We start from the raw sequence: 15,203 nt of genomic DNA, 5'->3' as shown, positions 1-15,203 counted from the left end.
GGCCAAGGTTGATCAGTTGCACGCGCCGGTTGGCGGCGGCCTTCGGGTCAGCCGGATCTACGGGCATCTCTTGACCCACACCGACCGAATAGAGCCGGTTGCGTGGTATTGCAAATGTCGTCGCCAAGGCTTCTGTGATCGCGTGGGCGCGCTCCTGACTGAGCTTCAGATTATGTTTGGCATCACCCGTCGAGCTGGTGTGCCCAACGACCAGGAACTTGTAAAACATCAAATTGGGATGATGCAGGGCATCAGCGATAAGGCCAATCGTCCGGTACGACTTTGGTTCGATGGCGATGGAATCATTCTCGAAATCAATTTCCACCAACAACTGCGACAGGTTGGCGAGTTGGCTCCAGCTCGGCTGGCCGGCGACGCCTTTGCCTACATTGGCATTGGCTTCCTGAGTGAGCAAAGCCGGATCAATCATGGGCGCCGTCTTGGCGATCTGGCTCAGACTGCTGATCAGCTGCTGATTACTGAGTTGCTGAGCCGACGCTCCGCCCGCGGCCAGCAGTAGGCTCAGTGCCACACCGGCACAAAGTTGACGAATGAACATTTTCTTTCCCTTGAGTTTGGTCATGATCAACGCCATCCTGCATCTGTGATCGCCTGATTGCATTTGCCGTTATCGACCCGTTTCGTCTTCAACAGACAGGCAAGAATATTGCCTTCGCCTTTAACGCCCCCACAGTACTGCGCGGCATCGTGCGCACAAATCTTGAAGAACCCCGTCTGCGCCGCCTGACGCTGCTGGATCGAAGTGGTCACCTGCCCTAGCGTGGAGGTGCAGGTCGGCGAAACCTTTGCTTCGTTTTTCTGCAGGCAGTCTTGAATTTGGTTGTTGCCTAGATTGAGGCCTCTGCAAACCTTCCTGATGTCCGCGCCACAGTCTTTGGCAAGCGCGGTGACCGCATCGGCGTAGCTCATGGTGTCGGCTCGACCAATCCCAGCTAAGGATAATGAAGCGACGACAATCGCTCCACCGAGTAATCCAAGTCTATTCATTGCGTATGACCCCCGTTGCATTTGACGGCCGGTAGCTCCCGACCAAAACCCTTCTTCAACCCTATGCAACACGTCACGCGTGAGGGAGTATGTTACAGTAACCTACAACTAAATACGGACGGATTCCCGACCCAACATCAGAATTGTCCTGGCTTGGGGGACGCGGTGCGTTGAGTGCCGTGAAGCAAAAATCATCTGAGACGAACTCGTCCAACACGGCGTCTGCTGAGCCGGGCCCAACGTCTACATCCTTGATAGCGTGCCGTGTCCCGCACCCAGATTGACGGTCAGATTGTTGCCGTCGTTGACGAAATGTTCGACTACCTGCTACACAGCCGAAGCATCACGGTTAGTTAGATCGTTGAAAAGTATAGACAAACTTGGCTTCCCTCCGGGCCCACCATTTGCATCCCGTCTCTTCCGGGCCGGAATACACAGGCAACTCAGAGGCTTGTCCATGGGACTGCTGCAGGTGCCGGACGCAGCAAAACTTCACAGCTTGGTCACTTGCGTCTAAATATTGGAATGACGGTCAGTGCTGCGGCCGGCAGATCTCACCGACTATGATTTCGAGCTTGGGCGCCCAACATCCGCAGCGCGCCGCGGTAGAGAAATGTCCGGAGGGAGCTGTCCTGGTGATGAAAAAGCCGTAAAGATGCGAGAGCAGCTTCGGCTGGCCCAGTGTTGATATCAAGGCTGCAAGCGAGGTGTGGCAGGTGTGGTTACTGATGGAGGTTTCCGCGACAGTCCCGAGATCGCTAATTTAACTATTCACGCCTACCATAATCGTCCTCCGGCTCCAACCAACCTGACCCATCACCAAGCCTACGATATCGACGTCCCAATCGGCTAGGCCTCGGGTTCGTGGCAAACCACTTCGATGTTGTGGCCGTCCGGACCAATCACGAAAGCTGCATAGTAATTCGCGTGGTAGTGCGGGCGCAGACCCGGCGCACCATTGTCTTTGCCACCCGCCTCCAGAGCCGCGCGGTAGAATGCTTCGACTTGCTGGCGATTGTCGGCCGTGAACGCCAAATGAAGATGCGCCGGCTTCTCCTTGGTTTGGTAGAGGCACAATGATGCTTTGCCCTTTGGGCTAAGCTCGACACCGTACGCCGGTGGCCCCTCCGAGATAACCACTACGCCGAGCGGTTCGAGTGCTTTGAGGAAGAACGCTTTGCTCGCTGAATAATCGCTGGCTCCGAATTTGACGTGGTCAAACATGAGTTCTCCATGAGTGTGAGGGCCTGCCTGACGAGAAGGTAACCGGAGAGCATGCCGCCTGCCGCGCCTTGCCATATCTGCTTGCGATACTGAGTAATGCGTCGCGCCCGCTTTGCGTCTAAGACCTTAATGGCATGTCTCAGCCCCTGATGGCAAGGAACAAGGGGAGTGGGAGTCAGGAGAGCAGCGCCCCATTGTGTAAGCCCGCAGGACACGTGGCCTGACCCGGCAAAGGTGACAAGAATCCGCAATCGAACAGCTGTGGGCGCGCGTGGTACACCGGGTTTCAGCGGATTGCTTGCGCGAGCCTTCGCTCGTCCCCACGTTAATAGCAGTGCCGTGTCCAATGGCACCTTCCTGGCCCCGTTTAGGTCATCCAACAACGAGCAGAAGGAACATGCTTCATGTCCATCGAAAATCATCTAGAATCGCTTCGCAGCAAACACGAAGAGCTTGAGCAGGAAGTTGCGGCGCTCGAGGCAGCGCCGTCAGTTGACAGTCTTCCCATTGCCCAGCTGAAAAAAGAAAAGCTGCAGTTGAAAGAAAAGATCGTAGATCTTGAAGTTGAAGCTGCAACAAAACACAGGCTCGCATCCCGCACCCAACGTTGAGCTGATCCTCAGCAATCCTGCGACACATGAACCACCGCAACTCCAAACCTTTGCAGGCCATTGGGCGCTCGGTGGGACAGGGTCTTGGGGTTGCAATATCTTACTCAGCAGCGACGGTTGGATGTTTGGTTCTGCCGGACATTCTGCTGGAGCGCTAATCGACTGGCTACGCAGCGCGCCTCACTTCCTCACCCAAGCCCTTATTTAATCAGGATACGCGCGCGCTGCTCATGGAATAATACTTGTAAACGAATAGGCGGAATTGAGACCTGTGCTCCAGCAGCCGACCTCCTAAATCTTACCGTCACCCTGCGGCGACTGTTGTCGATACGAAGCCCTAACAGCATAGGTCAGAATGGTTATCGCCAACCACAGCCGCACGTAGGACACACCGGCGAGGAAACCGATGTAGAGCAGGTTTCTTCCTAACGGAAGCGCTAACGGTTCACCTGCGGCCCACACAAGTCTGCCTAAGAAAAACTGAACGAAAGTGCATCCGACGAAAACCAAACCAATAACTGCGATAGCCTTCGTCAGCTGCTTCCATCTTGCCACAAATTGGCGAAGAACCGCAAGGAAGCTCGGCTTTCGATCAAGCCCCTTTTCAACGACCATTATGAATACGATGGCCGCAATCAGGGCACTCCAAAAAGGCAAAAAACCCTGACCCCATACAAACACGACACCATCAAAGCCAAGCCAGAACTTGGACGCCGAGTATTTGTTCATTCCTAGCAGAACGGTTGATATGACGGTGCAAAAGAACAGGAGCGAAAGTCGCCAAAGCACCGCCCAGCTCAGTGACAGCTGACGTTGGAACGAAAGCCGCTCAAGCGCGGTTGATCCTCCCGTCAACCTTACCATCTTCTGGCTTGCGAGCAGAAACGCGATGAACACCGGAACGTGCACCACGAAGAAACCAAGCAGCGAAAGCCCGTCAGGCAACGTTAAAACATAGAGACGCATCGCCGTTGCCAACAATAACCACGGCAGAGTCTCCAGCATCAAGTAGGGGCCAAAGCCAATTCTTTCGTTGCGGCGCAAGTTGAGTTCAGGAAAGGACCGTACAGTTATCGATGGCTTCATGAGACGGTTATAAAATCGCTCTGCCAAACGTGGCCTTAATCCATTCGATCAAATGCGGTGCAACAGAGCAATTTCGAGGCAAATCGTTGTGAGGCGCTCGAGGCGATCTGAAGAATCTCCCTCGGTATTCTCAAATGAGGTGGTTCATTGAGTGGGTCCAGTCCTCTCAAGGCGAGTCTTCGAAGGGGGATTTACAAACTTTTCGGCATCCGCGCTTATCGGCTTTGGAGACTTTCGTTTTGCGGGAGCAAGGACGGTCATTGCCTATTCCGCCGGAGCCGGAGACGGATCTATTGTCGAGGTCTCGGATTTTTTCTTTCGGTCTCCGAAGAGATTCATCACGAAGACGAAAAACACCGGCACGAAGAAGATCGCAAGGACGGTCGCCGAGATCATGCCGCCGAGAACGCCGGTACCTATGGCGTTCTGGCTTGCGGCGCTTGCCCCGGTTGCAATCGCCAGTGGCACGACACCGAGGGTGAATGCCAGCGATGTCATGATGATTGGACGGAAACGCAGATGCGCCGCCTCGATGGTTGCCTCCATCAGCGATTTGCCTTCAGCACGCAGATCCTTGGCGAACTCGATGATCAGAATGGCGTTTTTGGCCGATAGACCGATGATGGCGATGAGGCCGACCTTGAAATAGACGTCATTCGGCATGTCCCGCAGCATGACAGCAGCGACCGCGCCGATGACCCCGAGCGGAACCACCATGATCACCGAGATGGGGATCGACCAGCTTTCGTAAAGTGCCGCGAGCAGCAGGAACACGAAGACGATGCTAAGCGCGATCAGGAATGGAGCCTGTGAACCGGACTGGATTTCCTGCAGCGACTGTCCGGTCCACTCATAACCGAAGCCCGCAGGTAACGTCGATGCCAGCCGTTCCATTTCGGCAATGGCCGCACCGGAAGAATAACCGGGCGCTGCCTGCCCTCCGATGCGGACGGAAGGATAGCCGTTATAACCAACCATCTGCGCCGCACCCTTCGACCATTCGATGTGGGCGAATGCCGAAAGGGGCACCATGCCGCCATTGGCGTTGCGGACGTTGAGTTTCAACAGGTCTTCCGTCTTCATGCGGTTGCCGCTGTCCGCCTGTACCTGCACGCGCTGCATACGTCCGGCATTCGGAAAGTCATTGACATAGGAAGACCCGAGATTGGTCGAGATCGTCGAATTGATATCGGCAAATGTCATGCCGAACGTATTCGCCTTTTCGCGGTCGATAACGAGGTTCACCTGCGCCGAGTCTGGCATGCCCTCCACGCGCAGGCCCGTCACGATCTTGCTCTTCGCCGCCTCGGCCAGAAGCTGATCGCGTGCAGCCGCCAGGGCGGCCTGTCCCTGACCCGAACGGTCCTGCAGGCGGAACGTGAAGCCGTTGGACGTGCCGAGGCCCTGGATTGGCGGTGGCGAAAGGGCAAAGGAAACCGCGTCCCTGATCTGCGACAACGCTCCATTGGCGCGTCCCGCGATGATTGCAGCCGAATTATTGGCGTCGCGTTCGCTCCAGTCCTTCAGCGTAACGAAGGCAAGAGCGGCATTGTCGCCGGCTCCGGAAAAGCTAAAGCCGCTGATCATGACCTGGCGATCGACAGCTGCTTCCTTCGAGAATGTGTTCTCGATCTGCTCGATGACACCGCGCGTGCGGTTGGCGCTGGATTCCGGCGGGGTCTGGATATCGACCAGAACAAAGCCCTGATCCTCATTGGGAAGGAACGAGGAGGGCAGCTGGATAAACGCCCAGCCGAGACCGGCGAGAAGCGCCAGATAGATGATCATGAAACGCCCGGAGCGACCGATCAGCCAGCCTACCGTCGACGAATAGCCATGTGACGTCTTGTCGAAGCCGCGGTTGAACCAACCGAAGAAGCCTTTCTTCTCATGATGCCCCTTAGGGATCGGCTTGAGGAAACTCGCGCACAGCGCCGGTGTAAGCGAAAGTGCAAGGAAGCCCGAGAACAGGATCGAAACGACCATCGTCAGGCTGAATTGCTTGTAAATAATACCAACAGCTCCGGGGAAAAATGCCATGGGAACGAACACAGCGGTCAGGACCAACGTGATGCCGATGATGGCGCCGCTGATCTGCTTCATGGCCTTCTTGGTGGCTTCCTTGGGGGGGAGCCCTTCCTGAGCCATGATCCGCTCGACGTTTTCAACGACGACAATTGCGTCATCGACCAGAATTCCGATGGCGAGGACCATGGCGAACATGGTCAGCACGTTGATCGAAAACCCTGTCGCCAGCATCACGGCGCAGGTACCAAGTAATGCAACGGGCACCACGAGGGTCGGAATGACCGTATAGCGGAAATTCTGCAGGAAAAGGAACATCACCACGAAGACCAGCGCGATGGCCTCGAGCAGCGTATGGATGACTTTTTCGATGGAAACCTTGACGAAGGGGGAGGTGTCATAGGGAACGGAGTATTGCAGCCCGGCAGGGAAATAACGCGCCAGTTCTTCCATCTTCGCCCGTACCGCCGTGGAGGTGGCAAGGGCATTGCCGGTCGGGGAGAGCTGCACGCCGATGGCAGCACTCGGCTTTCCATTGAGACGCGTCGAGAAATTATAGTTTTCCGCTCCGATCTCGATGCGGGCCACATCGCGCAGACGCACCGACGAACCGTCCGGGTTGGCGCGTAGCACGATAGACCCAAATTCTTCGGTTGAGGTAAGTTGGCCCCGTACAAGCACCGTTGCCGAGATCTGCTGTGATATCGGGTTTGGTTGAGCGCCGATACGGCCGGCCGCAACCTGCGCATTCTGTGCAGTGATGGCCTTGGTGATGTCGTCAGCGGTAAGGTTCAGACCAATCATCTTGTCCGGATCGATCCAGACACGCATGGAGCGCTGCGTAGAGAAAAGTTGGGCGCTGCCGACGCCTTCAATGCGCTTGATCTCGCTGAGCACGTTGCGGCTCAGATAGTCGCCAAGACCGACCGCGTCGACCGAACCGTCTGTCGAACTCAGCGCGACAAGCATGAGGAAGCCGCTGCCGGCCTTGTCGACACGTATACCCTGCTGCGAAACGATCTGCGGCAGGCGCGGTTCGACGCGGCGCACGGCATTCTGCACGTCCACGGAAGCCTGTCCGGTGTCGGTGCCCGGGGAAAATGTCGCGTTGATGCTGATACGGCCGGCCGAGTCCGAAGTCGATTCGAAATAAAGCAGGTTTTCGACACCGTTCAGCTCTTCTTCGATCGGCCGCGTGACGCTCTGGTAGATGTCTTCAGGCGACGCACCGGGATAGGTTGTGCTGACCGAGATTTGCGGCGGCGCTACACTCGGATATTGCGCAACCGGCAGGAACGGGATCGAGATCACCCCGGCCAGCATGATGAATATCGCGACCACCCATGCGAAGATGGGCCGTTCAATGAAAAACTGAGGCATGGGAGCGGCCTTTAACCAGCGTTTGGTTTGGTTGCGGCGTTGGGCTGTATGTCCTTGCTTTCGAGCAAAGGTTTACCGTCCTTCGACCAAGGCGATGGTTTCACGGTGGCGCCGGGCTTAAGCTTCTGAAACCCTTCGACGATCACCCTGTCACCAGGGTTCAGACCGTCCTGAACGATGATCTCCTGGCCGACGATCTGGCCAACCCGGACAGGCTTGAGCGAAACCGCGTCCTTGTCGCCGATGACATAGACTTGCGCGTTGCCGCCCGTATCGCGCTGGATCGCCTGCTGCGGCACGGCGATTGCGTTCTGTTGCATACCCTGTTCGATCTGTACCCGTACATACATCCCGGGAAGCAGATCGCCGTCCGGATTGGGAAATTCCCCGCGCAAAGTGACCTGGCCGGTCGTTTCATCCACCGCTGCTTCCGAAAACAGCAAACGTCCCGGCTCCTTGTAGTCGCTGCCATCGTCGAGCTTCAGTTTGACGCTCGCCGCGCCGTCGGCCGATGTGCTGAGCAAACCCGAGGCAACCGCCTGTCGCAACCGTATCAGTTCGGTCGATGACTGGGTGAAGTCGGCGTAGACCGGATCGAGCTGCTGGATCGTGGCGAGGTTTTCCGTGCCATTCGCGGTGACCAGCGCGCCCTCGGTGATCAGGGCGCGGCCGATCCGCCCGCTGATCGGTGCCCGGACATCGGCATATTGCAGGTTCAACTTTGCCGCTGCGAGGTTTGCTTCTGCGCCGGCCACGTCGGCGTCCGCCTGGGCCAGGGCTGCAACCGCATTGTCAAGCGCCTGAGCACTGGCGAAATTGCTCGACTTCAACGAATTCTGGCGATCCGCCTGCTGGCGCGACTGCAATTGGACGGATTTCGCCCGCAGCAACGTTGCTTCGGCACTTTGTACCTGGACCTGGAACTGGGCTGGATCGATCCGGTAGAGCACGTCGCCCTGCTTGACGATGCTACCCTGTTCGAACACCCGCTCCACCACGATGCCCGAGACGCGTGGACGCACCTCGGCAATCCGTGTTGGCGTAATGCGGCCTGGAAGCTCGTTTGTTATCGGGATCGACGCCGGCTTGACCGTGACGAAGCTCACCGGAGAAGGGGGCGGGGTGGCAGGTTTGTCTCCGGCACTTTGAGATTCGCTGCAAGCGGCGGCGAACAGAGGAAGGAACAGGGATATGGCAATACGGGCGGCAAGTCTGGTCGCGGTCATGAGTTGGCTTCCGTGAGATTCATCTTTGGGAGGATGACGATTGGAATGGATCGGGCGGGGGGCGGGACGTCTAGGAAGCCAGCACCTCTGGTTCTTCGGTGGTTGGTTGAGGGAAGGCGTCGACCAGCCAGTTGATCTCGCGCAAAATGCGGCGGCGCTCGTTTTCCGGCCACGTATGAAGGTCAAGATATTCAAGGATTTTCAGACCCTCGAGCGCCAGATAAGCGAGGAGCGCGCCTCTTGGACTTTCCGATGTCTTCAGAATGCTGGCGATGTTGCTCGCCTGCTCCGCCTGGATGCCGGAGCGCAGGTCGGCGTCCTGCGCCAGCGCGGCACAAAGGTTGACTGCGACGGCGCGCGCATCGTCCAGCGGCGGTTCGGAGGATGCAAGGATGCGGCCGCGCATAAGCGCGCTCGGAACATCGCCGAGACTGTCCGTGAGTTCCTGGATAAGGGCCTTGTCATTGGCGACACGGCGCTCGATGACAGCCTGTATCAAGGCCTGTTTAGACTTGTAGTCATAGATGACGCTGGCTTTGCTGATCCCGGCCTGTTCGGCCACTGCATCGAGAGTGAGATGCGCAGCGCCATCGCGAACGACGACAGCTTCCGCGGCATTCAAAATCTCTTCCTGATCAATGACACGCTTTCGACCCACGTTGCTCAATCTCGCACTTGCGTAATTTCCGACCAGTTGGTTGGTAATCTGCAAAAGCACGGTATGTCAACTGACAAGCCGGCCAATCTCACAAACGTGAACACGGCGCTCCGATTAGATAGCGGTCGCGCTGTGGCAAAACGCGGGGTGCCCGATGTCGGCGCCGGCGCCCTATGCTGCGACTTCTCAACTCAAATGCCGGAATGATACGCGAATGACCGCTCGCAGGCCGGAAGCGGATTGTCCGCCTCTGGGTCGAAAGACTGGCTAAGCCGCCTGTCCTCGGCGATCATAGCCCGCAACGAATAAGTCGAGGTGCTGAAGTGTTAACCCAAATCACGGTCGCCTTGGCGATACAACCAGATCCAAATTACTGTCGCTAGGAGCGAACGCTGATGACGACCTTCGCCAAATCGGCGCCCGCAGACCCACCCGAATTGTTTGGGGGGATGAGTCTCGCCCGCCAGTTCATCCTGACTGCCACTATGGTGCTGATACTCGGCATGACAGTCATCGCGTTCTGGGTCACCTCCCGCATAGAAGATTCCGTCACCCGCAATGCGGCCGCAGCCACTGCCCTTTACGTCGACAGCATTATCGCACCTCTCACGCAGGAACTTGCCGACTCCGAAACGCTTGGAGAAGGTGCCCGGCTGGCTTTGACAGAGACACTGGGCCAAGGCGTGCTAGGAAACAAGCTTGTCTCCTTCAAGATATGGAAGCCTGATGGCACCGTGGAATTCAGCAACCAACAGGATATTGTTGGTCGACAATTCCCAATGACCGATCGTCTCCGGAGAGCCCTCGCCGGCGCGGTCCAGGCGGAATTCGATCAACTCGACAGTGCCGAAAATGCGGCGGAGCGCGCCAAAGGAATTCCCCTCCTCGAGATATATAGCCCGATCCGGCAACCATGGTCGGGTCGCGTTATTGGCGTAGCAGAGTTCTACGAGATAGCATCGGATCTGCAAGCTGATCTTGCGGTTGCCCGCAAACGCAGCTGGCTCGTAGTCGGCCTGGTGACCTTGGCCATGTTGGGGATTCTGTTCGCGATTGTTGCACGCGGCAGCCGATTGATCGCGCGGCAGGGGGAAGTCTTGCGAGACAGGTTCGACGAGCTCAATCGCCTGCTGCATTCAAACAGATCTCTTCGATTGCGTGCCGAGAAGGCAGCGCACCGTACCGCGACACTCAATGAACAGTATCTCCGGCGCATTTCGGCTGAGCTGCACGATGGTCCCGCCCAGCTCATTGCTCTGGCCTGCCTGCGTCTCGAAACTGCGCTCAAGGGGACGGCGGCAGGTTCCGATTTGGAAAACGTGACGAACTCGCTGGAGGAAGCGTTGCGAGAGGTCCGTAATATCTGTCACGGCCTGATGCTGCCGGAACTAGATGATCTCACTACGGAGGAGATTCTGAAGCGGGTGATCAAGGGTCACGAAAGCAGGACCAGAACGACCGTCAATTTCCAAAGCAGCGATAACTTGCCTGATTTGAACCAAGCGGAAAAGATTGGCGTCTACAGATTTGTCCAGGAAACGCTTAACAACGCCTTTCGCCATGCCAACGGGATCGCACAGAAAGTCATCGCCGCGTCGACCAAAGACGGGTTAAGTGTGACGGTCTCCGACGAGGGCCAGGGCTTTGATGCCACCCGTCCTGACAAGGGTCTCGGACTGACGGGCCTGGAAGAACGGTTGGCTGGGCTGGGTGGGACGTTTACGGTCAAATCATCGCCGGGCCGCGGTACGACAGTCACGATGCACATACCAGGAGCGGAGGACACATGAACGACGCAAGTATCCGAATTGTCGTCATAGACGATCATCCATTTTTTCGGCAGGGTGTCATGGTCAGCCTGTCCGAGCAGGATGGATTCATGGTGGTTGGCGAGGGTTCAAGCGCCGGCGATGCTGTCCGCCTGGTCAGCGAGTTACGGCCGGATGTGGCGTTGCTTGACCTTTCAATGCCGGGTGGTGGGCTGAACGCCCTTCTGAGCATTCTCGAAACGAGCCCTGACCTGAAAGTCGTTATTCTCACTGTCTCCGAAAATGATGAGGATGTACTCCAGGCCCTGCATAGCGGGGCGCACGGCTATGTTCTGAAAGGCGTCAGGGCAGCAGCCCTTTGCGAAATCATCCAGAATGTTATTGCCGGTGAGCGCTATGTGTCGCCAGCGCTTGCCGCACGCATTCTGACGGAAATGCGTAGCTCCAGCGCCGAGGTTGGGCTCAATCAAACTGATTCAGACAATCTCGACGCCATCCACTCCCTAACACCGCGCGAGGAGCAAATTCTTGGTCTGGTATCTAACGGCAAAAGCAACAAGGAAGTCGCACGGGAAATCGGCCTGCAGGAAAAAACCATCAAGCACCACATGACAAGCATCCTGCAGAAACTGCAGGTGCGTAACCGTACCGAAGCAGCCCTTTTGTTGCGGGAGGCCCGAGCACAATCCTGAAACAGGTCAGCGCGAACCGGCCTGATTAATGCGAATCCCATCGGCCGGGTTTGCCTTCCGGTTGATAACGCGACGGCCCGCCGGATCGAAGATCTCGTATCGGCCATTGCGAATGCGTTCCCTCCATCCGCCCTGATAGGTCCGTTCCTGTCTCTCGGAACCCGATATTGCACCCGATCTGTCACCGCCTGAATAATCAGGACCAGAACCGTGCGAACCACCCCCGCTGGATCCGGAGCCGGAATTGCTCGATCCACTATTGCCGGAGCCTGAACCACTACTGCCGGAGCCCCCACTTGAGCCCGATCCTGAGCCACTATCGCCAGACCCTGAACCACTGCTGCCCGAGCCTCCACTTGAGCCTGAACCGGAGCTCCCCCCGGAACTCGAACCCTTGTCGCTCCAGGCATTGCCGGTTGGACCGAAGACCCCGAGCAACAGGCCGAGAAGGACTATCAAGACGCGGCTTGTGCCCACGACCCGGCTGGCCATTGAGTTTGAACGGACGTCTGTCGAAGTCAAAACTTTCACCTTACCAACTATCTCGAACCTGCCGAATTCTATGGCGCCGTGGCATGACGTGCAACGATACAGAATTTCAACTTTTCTGCCCCTATCGGGAAATCGCGACTTCGCGCGTTACAGTGGTCATCATGCATCTGCGGAAAAGCCCTCGTCGCTCCGGCGCATGACCGGGAAATGCGCCGGAGCGAAGTGGCTCACGGCGCAGACGCGGGCCGGATCGAAACGTTTGTGATTGGACCAGGATTGCGGCGGACGTCTCCACCATGAGGCTTCACGGTTACAGCACGCACGCCATGCTCGCGTTCGACTTCGACCTCCAGCACGCGACCAAGATTATCAACGGCAACCAAAGAACCGTTGAGCAGGCCTTGCAGGTTTTCGTCCGAAACATTCAGATCGACTTCGGGCCGATCGCCTCGGGCAGCTCTGCCATCGCGATTATCGCGATGATCGTTATCATCCCGATCGTTGTCATGATTATTACGGCCGTGACCGCTATTACTGGGACCGCTGTTGCTGGGACCGCTGTTGCTGGACCCACTGCTGCCACTACCGCTGTGATCATCGCCGCCATCGTGATGGCTGCCCGAACCGCTGTTGTCCGATCCGCTTCGGGCCATCAGGACCAAGTTGGTCGTGCTGGATGCAACTGGGCCGGGGTCAGATTGAGCTGACGCGGTCGCACTTGCGGCGAAACCAAATAGACTCAGCGCAACCACACTGGTACCTGTCAAAATCCATTGAGCTATTCTCATGTTCAAGAACTCCCTGAAGGTTGCCATCACCGCGGCGCGGCGCAGCGACGAGCCGGACGGCCCGTCTTCCCGAAGGAAACTAAACAACTGAACTGGAGGAATTTATACGGCCCACAGACCTATGCCATGAACGTACGGACCTTGGTCCGTACTATGGATTCCAGGTGGAAGAGTGGTGGTAAGGCGGTGCATCCCGCTCATTTTCCCGACCGTCATCTATTGGTAGAAGATCACTCCTTTCGAATGATCTGACCATCGCGCATTTCGAAAACGCCATGGTTGCCGCCTTGAGCGTAAAAATCTGCCTCCAAATCACCCCACGTCCCCATGTATTCCCCGCACGAGCTACAAACAATTGGTGTGCTTAGTGCCATATCTTGCGTCAAACTGAGGTAGATCGTTCCGCACTTCGGACATTCAAGTTGGTCGTCCAGGCGTTGATTTTTATTGCTGCACATCAGGGGCTCTTTCCGTACTGCGTAGCGACGCAATGTTAGCGATTAATATTTCCTGATTGGCAGCCGTGCGAGCGATGACGTCCGCGTCGCGAAGGCCCTGATCGAACAGGGTCATCACCCTTCGTGCGAGACGATCCATATCCTTATTGCCTTTAGCCCTATGAAGCTTTCTTCTGGCCTTCAGAAGGGCCCTTTCCATTACATTCCAGTCTTGGCTGTAATAGATAAAATTCCTGAAATGACGGGACATAATTTCCTCCCGCGTTTTGTTACGGCGGGAGCGCTTGGCATCTCTCAATCGCAGGTGGGCCACTACAGATCCAGCGACAACCGTATTAAAAAACTTGTACCAAAGGTCGTCAATGCTATGTCCGCTACCGGACGGTAAACTCGCCAAACCCTTGTGGCAGATTAATTCGAACAGGGATAACTGGTGAAGCAACACTACCTAAAGGAAGTTTTTAGATCAGACTTCCCCAAGCATCGTCCCAAAGTTGGTCATTATCGATGATGACAACAACTTCGCGAAAACCGTAATTGTCTTTAACGTCGAGAGCGCGCTCAATTGCCAGCGGAACCGGCGTCGGATAGAAGTAATCGCCTTTGATGGTAAAGTGGTTTTCTGGCCATTCGACTTCAGCAAGCGTCCGCCCATCTTTTTCAATAACGCGTATGCAAACAGCATCGATGGGTATATCATCTCTACTGAGAAGCCTGCGATATTTGGCGGTACGTTCCATCCTGACCTTTCAGGCGCAGCGACTTCGTTTTTTAACTAACATTTTCCGAGCGGTTTAATTCCGGGAATGTCCATTGGGGGACATACCATTGTTCTCGATTTTTAGGTTGGTATTCGTGGTTTTTTTAGAAGCGCTGGATCGTCGCTTTGTTCCTCGCGGAAAGGAGCAATATGACCTTGGTTCAGTGTTCGGTCCAAAACAAACTCCTTAAGTGTTTGTTGCGGACCGATTTCGAGTTGCTCGCGCCCCATCTCAAAAGGGTCGATTTTTCACTGCGCGAACCGATCGAAAATCCGGAAAGCCCTATTGAAAGTGCGCTCTTTGTCGAGGACGGCATTGCATCGATTGTAGCAAAAAGTCCTGATGGCGGTGATATCGAAATTGGTCTGGTCGGGTTTGACGGAATGACGGGATCCGCGCTTGTGCTAGGCAGCACCAGCACGCCTCTTTCAATCTATATTCAACTTGCTGGTTCGGGGCTTCGAATTGCCGCCGACAAACTGCTGGCAGCGATCGCCCAAAGCGCGTCACTGCAGCTGGTGCTACTGAAGTATACGCAGGCGATGGTGGTGCAGACCGCTACGACGGCGCTGGTCAATGGTCAGGCTGATGCCCGGACAAGATTGGCACGGTGGTTGCTGATGGTACATGATCGCACCTCGGGGCATGATCTATACCTAACCCATGAGTTAATGGCGGTGATGCTGGGAATGCGCCGTCCTTGGGTCACGGAAACACTGCATTCACTGGAAGGCGAAGGCCATATCCGTGCCACCCGCGGCAAGGTGACCATTATGGACCGAACGGGGTTGCTGGCCGAGGCGAATGGATTTTATGGTGTCGCCGAACGTGAGTATCAAAAATTGCTGAATACAGTGATATCGCGGTAGGCATTACCCACAATTGTCCTTTTGCGGACACCGGCGCCGAGAGGGATGAGGATCATTCGTCGAAAGGGCATTATCTTCCCAGAAACGAACCCGACCTACCAGAACGCAAAATACCAGCAGGTCGGGTCCTAAGACGGCCTATTATGAAAAGAAGTG

General features: G+C 56.3%; 15 protein-coding genes and 1 pseudogene. 6 read left to right on the top strand and 10 right to left on the bottom strand.

The features are described from left to right. Together J2X72_RS24400 and J2X72_RS24395 are read right to left on the bottom strand one after the other, a co-directional pair. Positions 1-583: OmpA family protein (locus J2X72_RS24400; RefSeq protein ID WP_405044774.1), on the bottom strand; the 583-nt coding region annotated here is incomplete at its 3' end. Between the two features lie 2 nt (positions 584-585). Next, positions 586-1,008 (bottom strand): hypothetical protein, encoded by a 423-nt coding sequence (locus J2X72_RS24395; RefSeq protein WP_310076228.1) that lies wholly within the window; start codon positions 1,006-1,008, stop codon positions 586-588. 584 nt (positions 1,009-1,592) lie between these two features. Between J2X72_RS24395 and J2X72_RS24390 the strand changes: the two are divergent. After that, positions 1,593-1,858: pseudogene (locus tag J2X72_RS24390) on the top strand (ribonuclease activity regulator RraA); the annotation flags it as partial. Here J2X72_RS24390 and J2X72_RS24385 read toward each other — a convergent pair. Next, positions 1,858-2,232: a VOC family protein gene (locus J2X72_RS24385; RefSeq protein WP_310076226.1), complete on the bottom strand. Its 375-nt coding sequence runs from the start codon at positions 2,230-2,232 to the stop codon at positions 1,858-1,860. The pseudogene J2X72_RS24390 and the gene J2X72_RS24385 overlap by 1 nt on opposite strands. Before the next feature lie 404 nt (positions 2,233-2,636). On the opposite strand from J2X72_RS24385, the gene J2X72_RS24380 reads away from it, so the two are divergent. Then, on the top strand, positions 2,637-2,843 hold the full coding sequence (locus J2X72_RS24380; RefSeq protein WP_310076223.1) for a DUF465 domain-containing protein: 207 nt from the start codon (positions 2,637-2,639) through the stop codon (positions 2,841-2,843). Positions 2,844-3,134: 291 nt separating this feature from the next. Here the strand turns inward: J2X72_RS24380 and J2X72_RS24375 are convergent, their stop codons facing one another. From J2X72_RS24375 to J2X72_RS24360, 4 genes are all read right to left on the bottom strand, one after another. Then, positions 3,135-3,887 carry a hypothetical protein gene (locus J2X72_RS24375; protein ID WP_310076221.1) on the bottom strand — a complete coding sequence of 251 codons (753 nt, stop codon included), beginning with the start codon at positions 3,885-3,887 and terminating at the stop codon, positions 3,135-3,137. Between the two features lie 306 nt (positions 3,888-4,193). Next, on the bottom strand, positions 4,194-7,334 hold the full coding sequence (locus J2X72_RS24370; RefSeq protein ID WP_310076219.1) for an efflux RND transporter permease subunit: 3,141 nt from the start codon (positions 7,332-7,334) through the stop codon (positions 4,194-4,196). A gap of 11 nt (positions 7,335-7,345) precedes the next feature. After that, entirely contained in the window at positions 7,346-8,560 is a 1,215-nt protein-coding gene (locus tag J2X72_RS24365; protein WP_310076216.1) for an efflux RND transporter periplasmic adaptor subunit, read from the bottom strand. 70 nt (positions 8,561-8,630) lie between these two features. Further along, entirely contained in the window at positions 8,631-9,218 is a 588-nt protein-coding gene (locus tag J2X72_RS24360; protein ID WP_310076214.1) for a TetR/AcrR family transcriptional regulator, read from the bottom strand. A gap of 395 nt (positions 9,219-9,613) precedes the next feature. On the opposite strand from J2X72_RS24360, the gene J2X72_RS24355 reads away from it, so the two are divergent. Together J2X72_RS24355 and J2X72_RS24350 are read left to right on the top strand one after the other, a co-directional pair. Further along, the gene (locus J2X72_RS24355) at positions 9,614-11,008 is read left to right on the top strand and encodes a sensor histidine kinase (RefSeq protein ID WP_310076213.1); all 1,395 of its coding nucleotides are present in this window, start codon (positions 9,614-9,616) and stop codon (positions 11,006-11,008) included. Beyond that, positions 11,005-11,679, top strand: a complete 675-nt coding sequence (locus J2X72_RS24350) for a response regulator transcription factor (RefSeq protein ID WP_210005660.1) — start codon at positions 11,005-11,007, stop codon at positions 11,677-11,679. Before J2X72_RS24355 ends, J2X72_RS24350 begins: the two co-directional genes overlap by 4 nt. A 6-nt stretch (positions 11,680-11,685) precedes the next feature. Here J2X72_RS24350 and J2X72_RS24345 read toward each other — a convergent pair whose 3' ends face one another. Next, positions 11,686-12,201, bottom strand: a complete 516-nt coding sequence (locus J2X72_RS24345) for a hypothetical protein (RefSeq protein WP_310076210.1) — start codon at positions 12,199-12,201, stop codon at positions 11,686-11,688. 296 nt (positions 12,202-12,497) lie between these two features. Between J2X72_RS24345 and J2X72_RS24340 the strand changes: the two genes are divergently transcribed. Next, a complete protein-coding gene (locus J2X72_RS24340) occupies positions 12,498-12,878 on the top strand; it encodes a hypothetical protein (protein ID WP_310076208.1) in 381 nt (126 codons plus the stop codon). Between the two features lie 525 nt (positions 12,879-13,403). On the opposite strand, the gene J2X72_RS24335 is transcribed toward J2X72_RS24340, so the two are convergent. Together J2X72_RS24335 and J2X72_RS24330 are read right to left on the bottom strand one after the other, a co-directional pair. Next, a complete protein-coding gene (locus tag J2X72_RS24335) occupies positions 13,404-13,667 on the bottom strand; it encodes a hypothetical protein (protein ID WP_310076206.1) in 264 nt (87 codons plus the stop codon). Between the two features lie 211 nt (positions 13,668-13,878). After that, positions 13,879-14,157 (bottom strand): hypothetical protein, encoded by a 279-nt coding sequence (locus J2X72_RS24330; protein ID WP_210005663.1) that lies wholly within the window; start codon positions 14,155-14,157, stop codon positions 13,879-13,881. A gap of 170 nt (positions 14,158-14,327) precedes the next feature. Here J2X72_RS24330 and J2X72_RS24325 point away from each other — a divergent pair, with 170 nt between their 5' ends. Continuing rightward, positions 14,328-15,047 carry a Crp/Fnr family transcriptional regulator gene (locus tag J2X72_RS24325; protein WP_210005665.1) on the top strand — a complete coding sequence of 240 codons (720 nt, stop codon included), beginning with the start codon at positions 14,328-14,330 and terminating at the stop codon, positions 15,045-15,047. The last annotated feature ends 156 nt before the right edge of the window (positions 15,048-15,203 follow it).

The organism is Phyllobacterium sp. 1468 (genome assembly GCF_031455525.1).
Classification (GTDB): domain Bacteria; phylum Pseudomonadota; class Alphaproteobacteria; order Rhizobiales; family Rhizobiaceae; genus Phyllobacterium.
This window is presented reverse-complemented; position numbering and strand designations above follow the sequence as displayed.

Excerpts from the sequence above, each read along its gene's own strand:
- J2X72_RS24395 (WP_310076228.1), bottom strand. The coding sequence starts at position 1,008 with ATGAATAGACTTGGATTACTCGGTGGAGCGATTGTCGTCGCTTCATTA.
- J2X72_RS24385 (WP_310076226.1), bottom strand. The coding sequence starts at position 2,232 with ATGTTTGACCACGTCAAATTCGGAGCCAGCGATTATTCAGCGAGCAAA.
- J2X72_RS24380 (WP_310076223.1), top strand. The coding sequence starts at position 2,637 with ATGTCCATCGAAAATCATCTAGAATCGCTTCGCAGCAAACACGAAGAG.
- J2X72_RS24370 (WP_310076219.1), bottom strand. The coding sequence starts at position 7,334 with ATGCCTCAGTTTTTCATTGAACGGCCCATCTTCGCATGGGTGGTCGCG.
- J2X72_RS24365 (WP_310076216.1), bottom strand. The coding sequence starts at position 8,560 with ATGACCGCGACCAGACTTGCCGCCCGTATTGCCATATCCCTGTTCCTT.
- J2X72_RS24355 (WP_310076213.1), top strand. The coding sequence starts at position 9,614 with ATGACGACCTTCGCCAAATCGGCGCCCGCAGACCCACCCGAATTGTTT.
- J2X72_RS24350 (WP_210005660.1), top strand. The coding sequence starts at position 11,005 with ATGAACGACGCAAGTATCCGAATTGTCGTCATAGACGATCATCCATTT.
- J2X72_RS24340 (WP_310076208.1), top strand. The coding sequence starts at position 12,498 with ATGCTCGCGTTCGACTTCGACCTCCAGCACGCGACCAAGATTATCAAC.
- J2X72_RS24335 (WP_310076206.1), bottom strand. The coding sequence starts at position 13,667 with ATGTCCCGTCATTTCAGGAATTTTATCTATTACAGCCAAGACTGGAAT.
- J2X72_RS24330 (WP_210005663.1), bottom strand. The coding sequence starts at position 14,157 with ATGGAACGTACCGCCAAATATCGCAGGCTTCTCAGTAGAGATGATATA.
- J2X72_RS24325 (WP_210005665.1), top strand. The coding sequence starts at position 14,328 with ATGACCTTGGTTCAGTGTTCGGTCCAAAACAAACTCCTTAAGTGTTTG.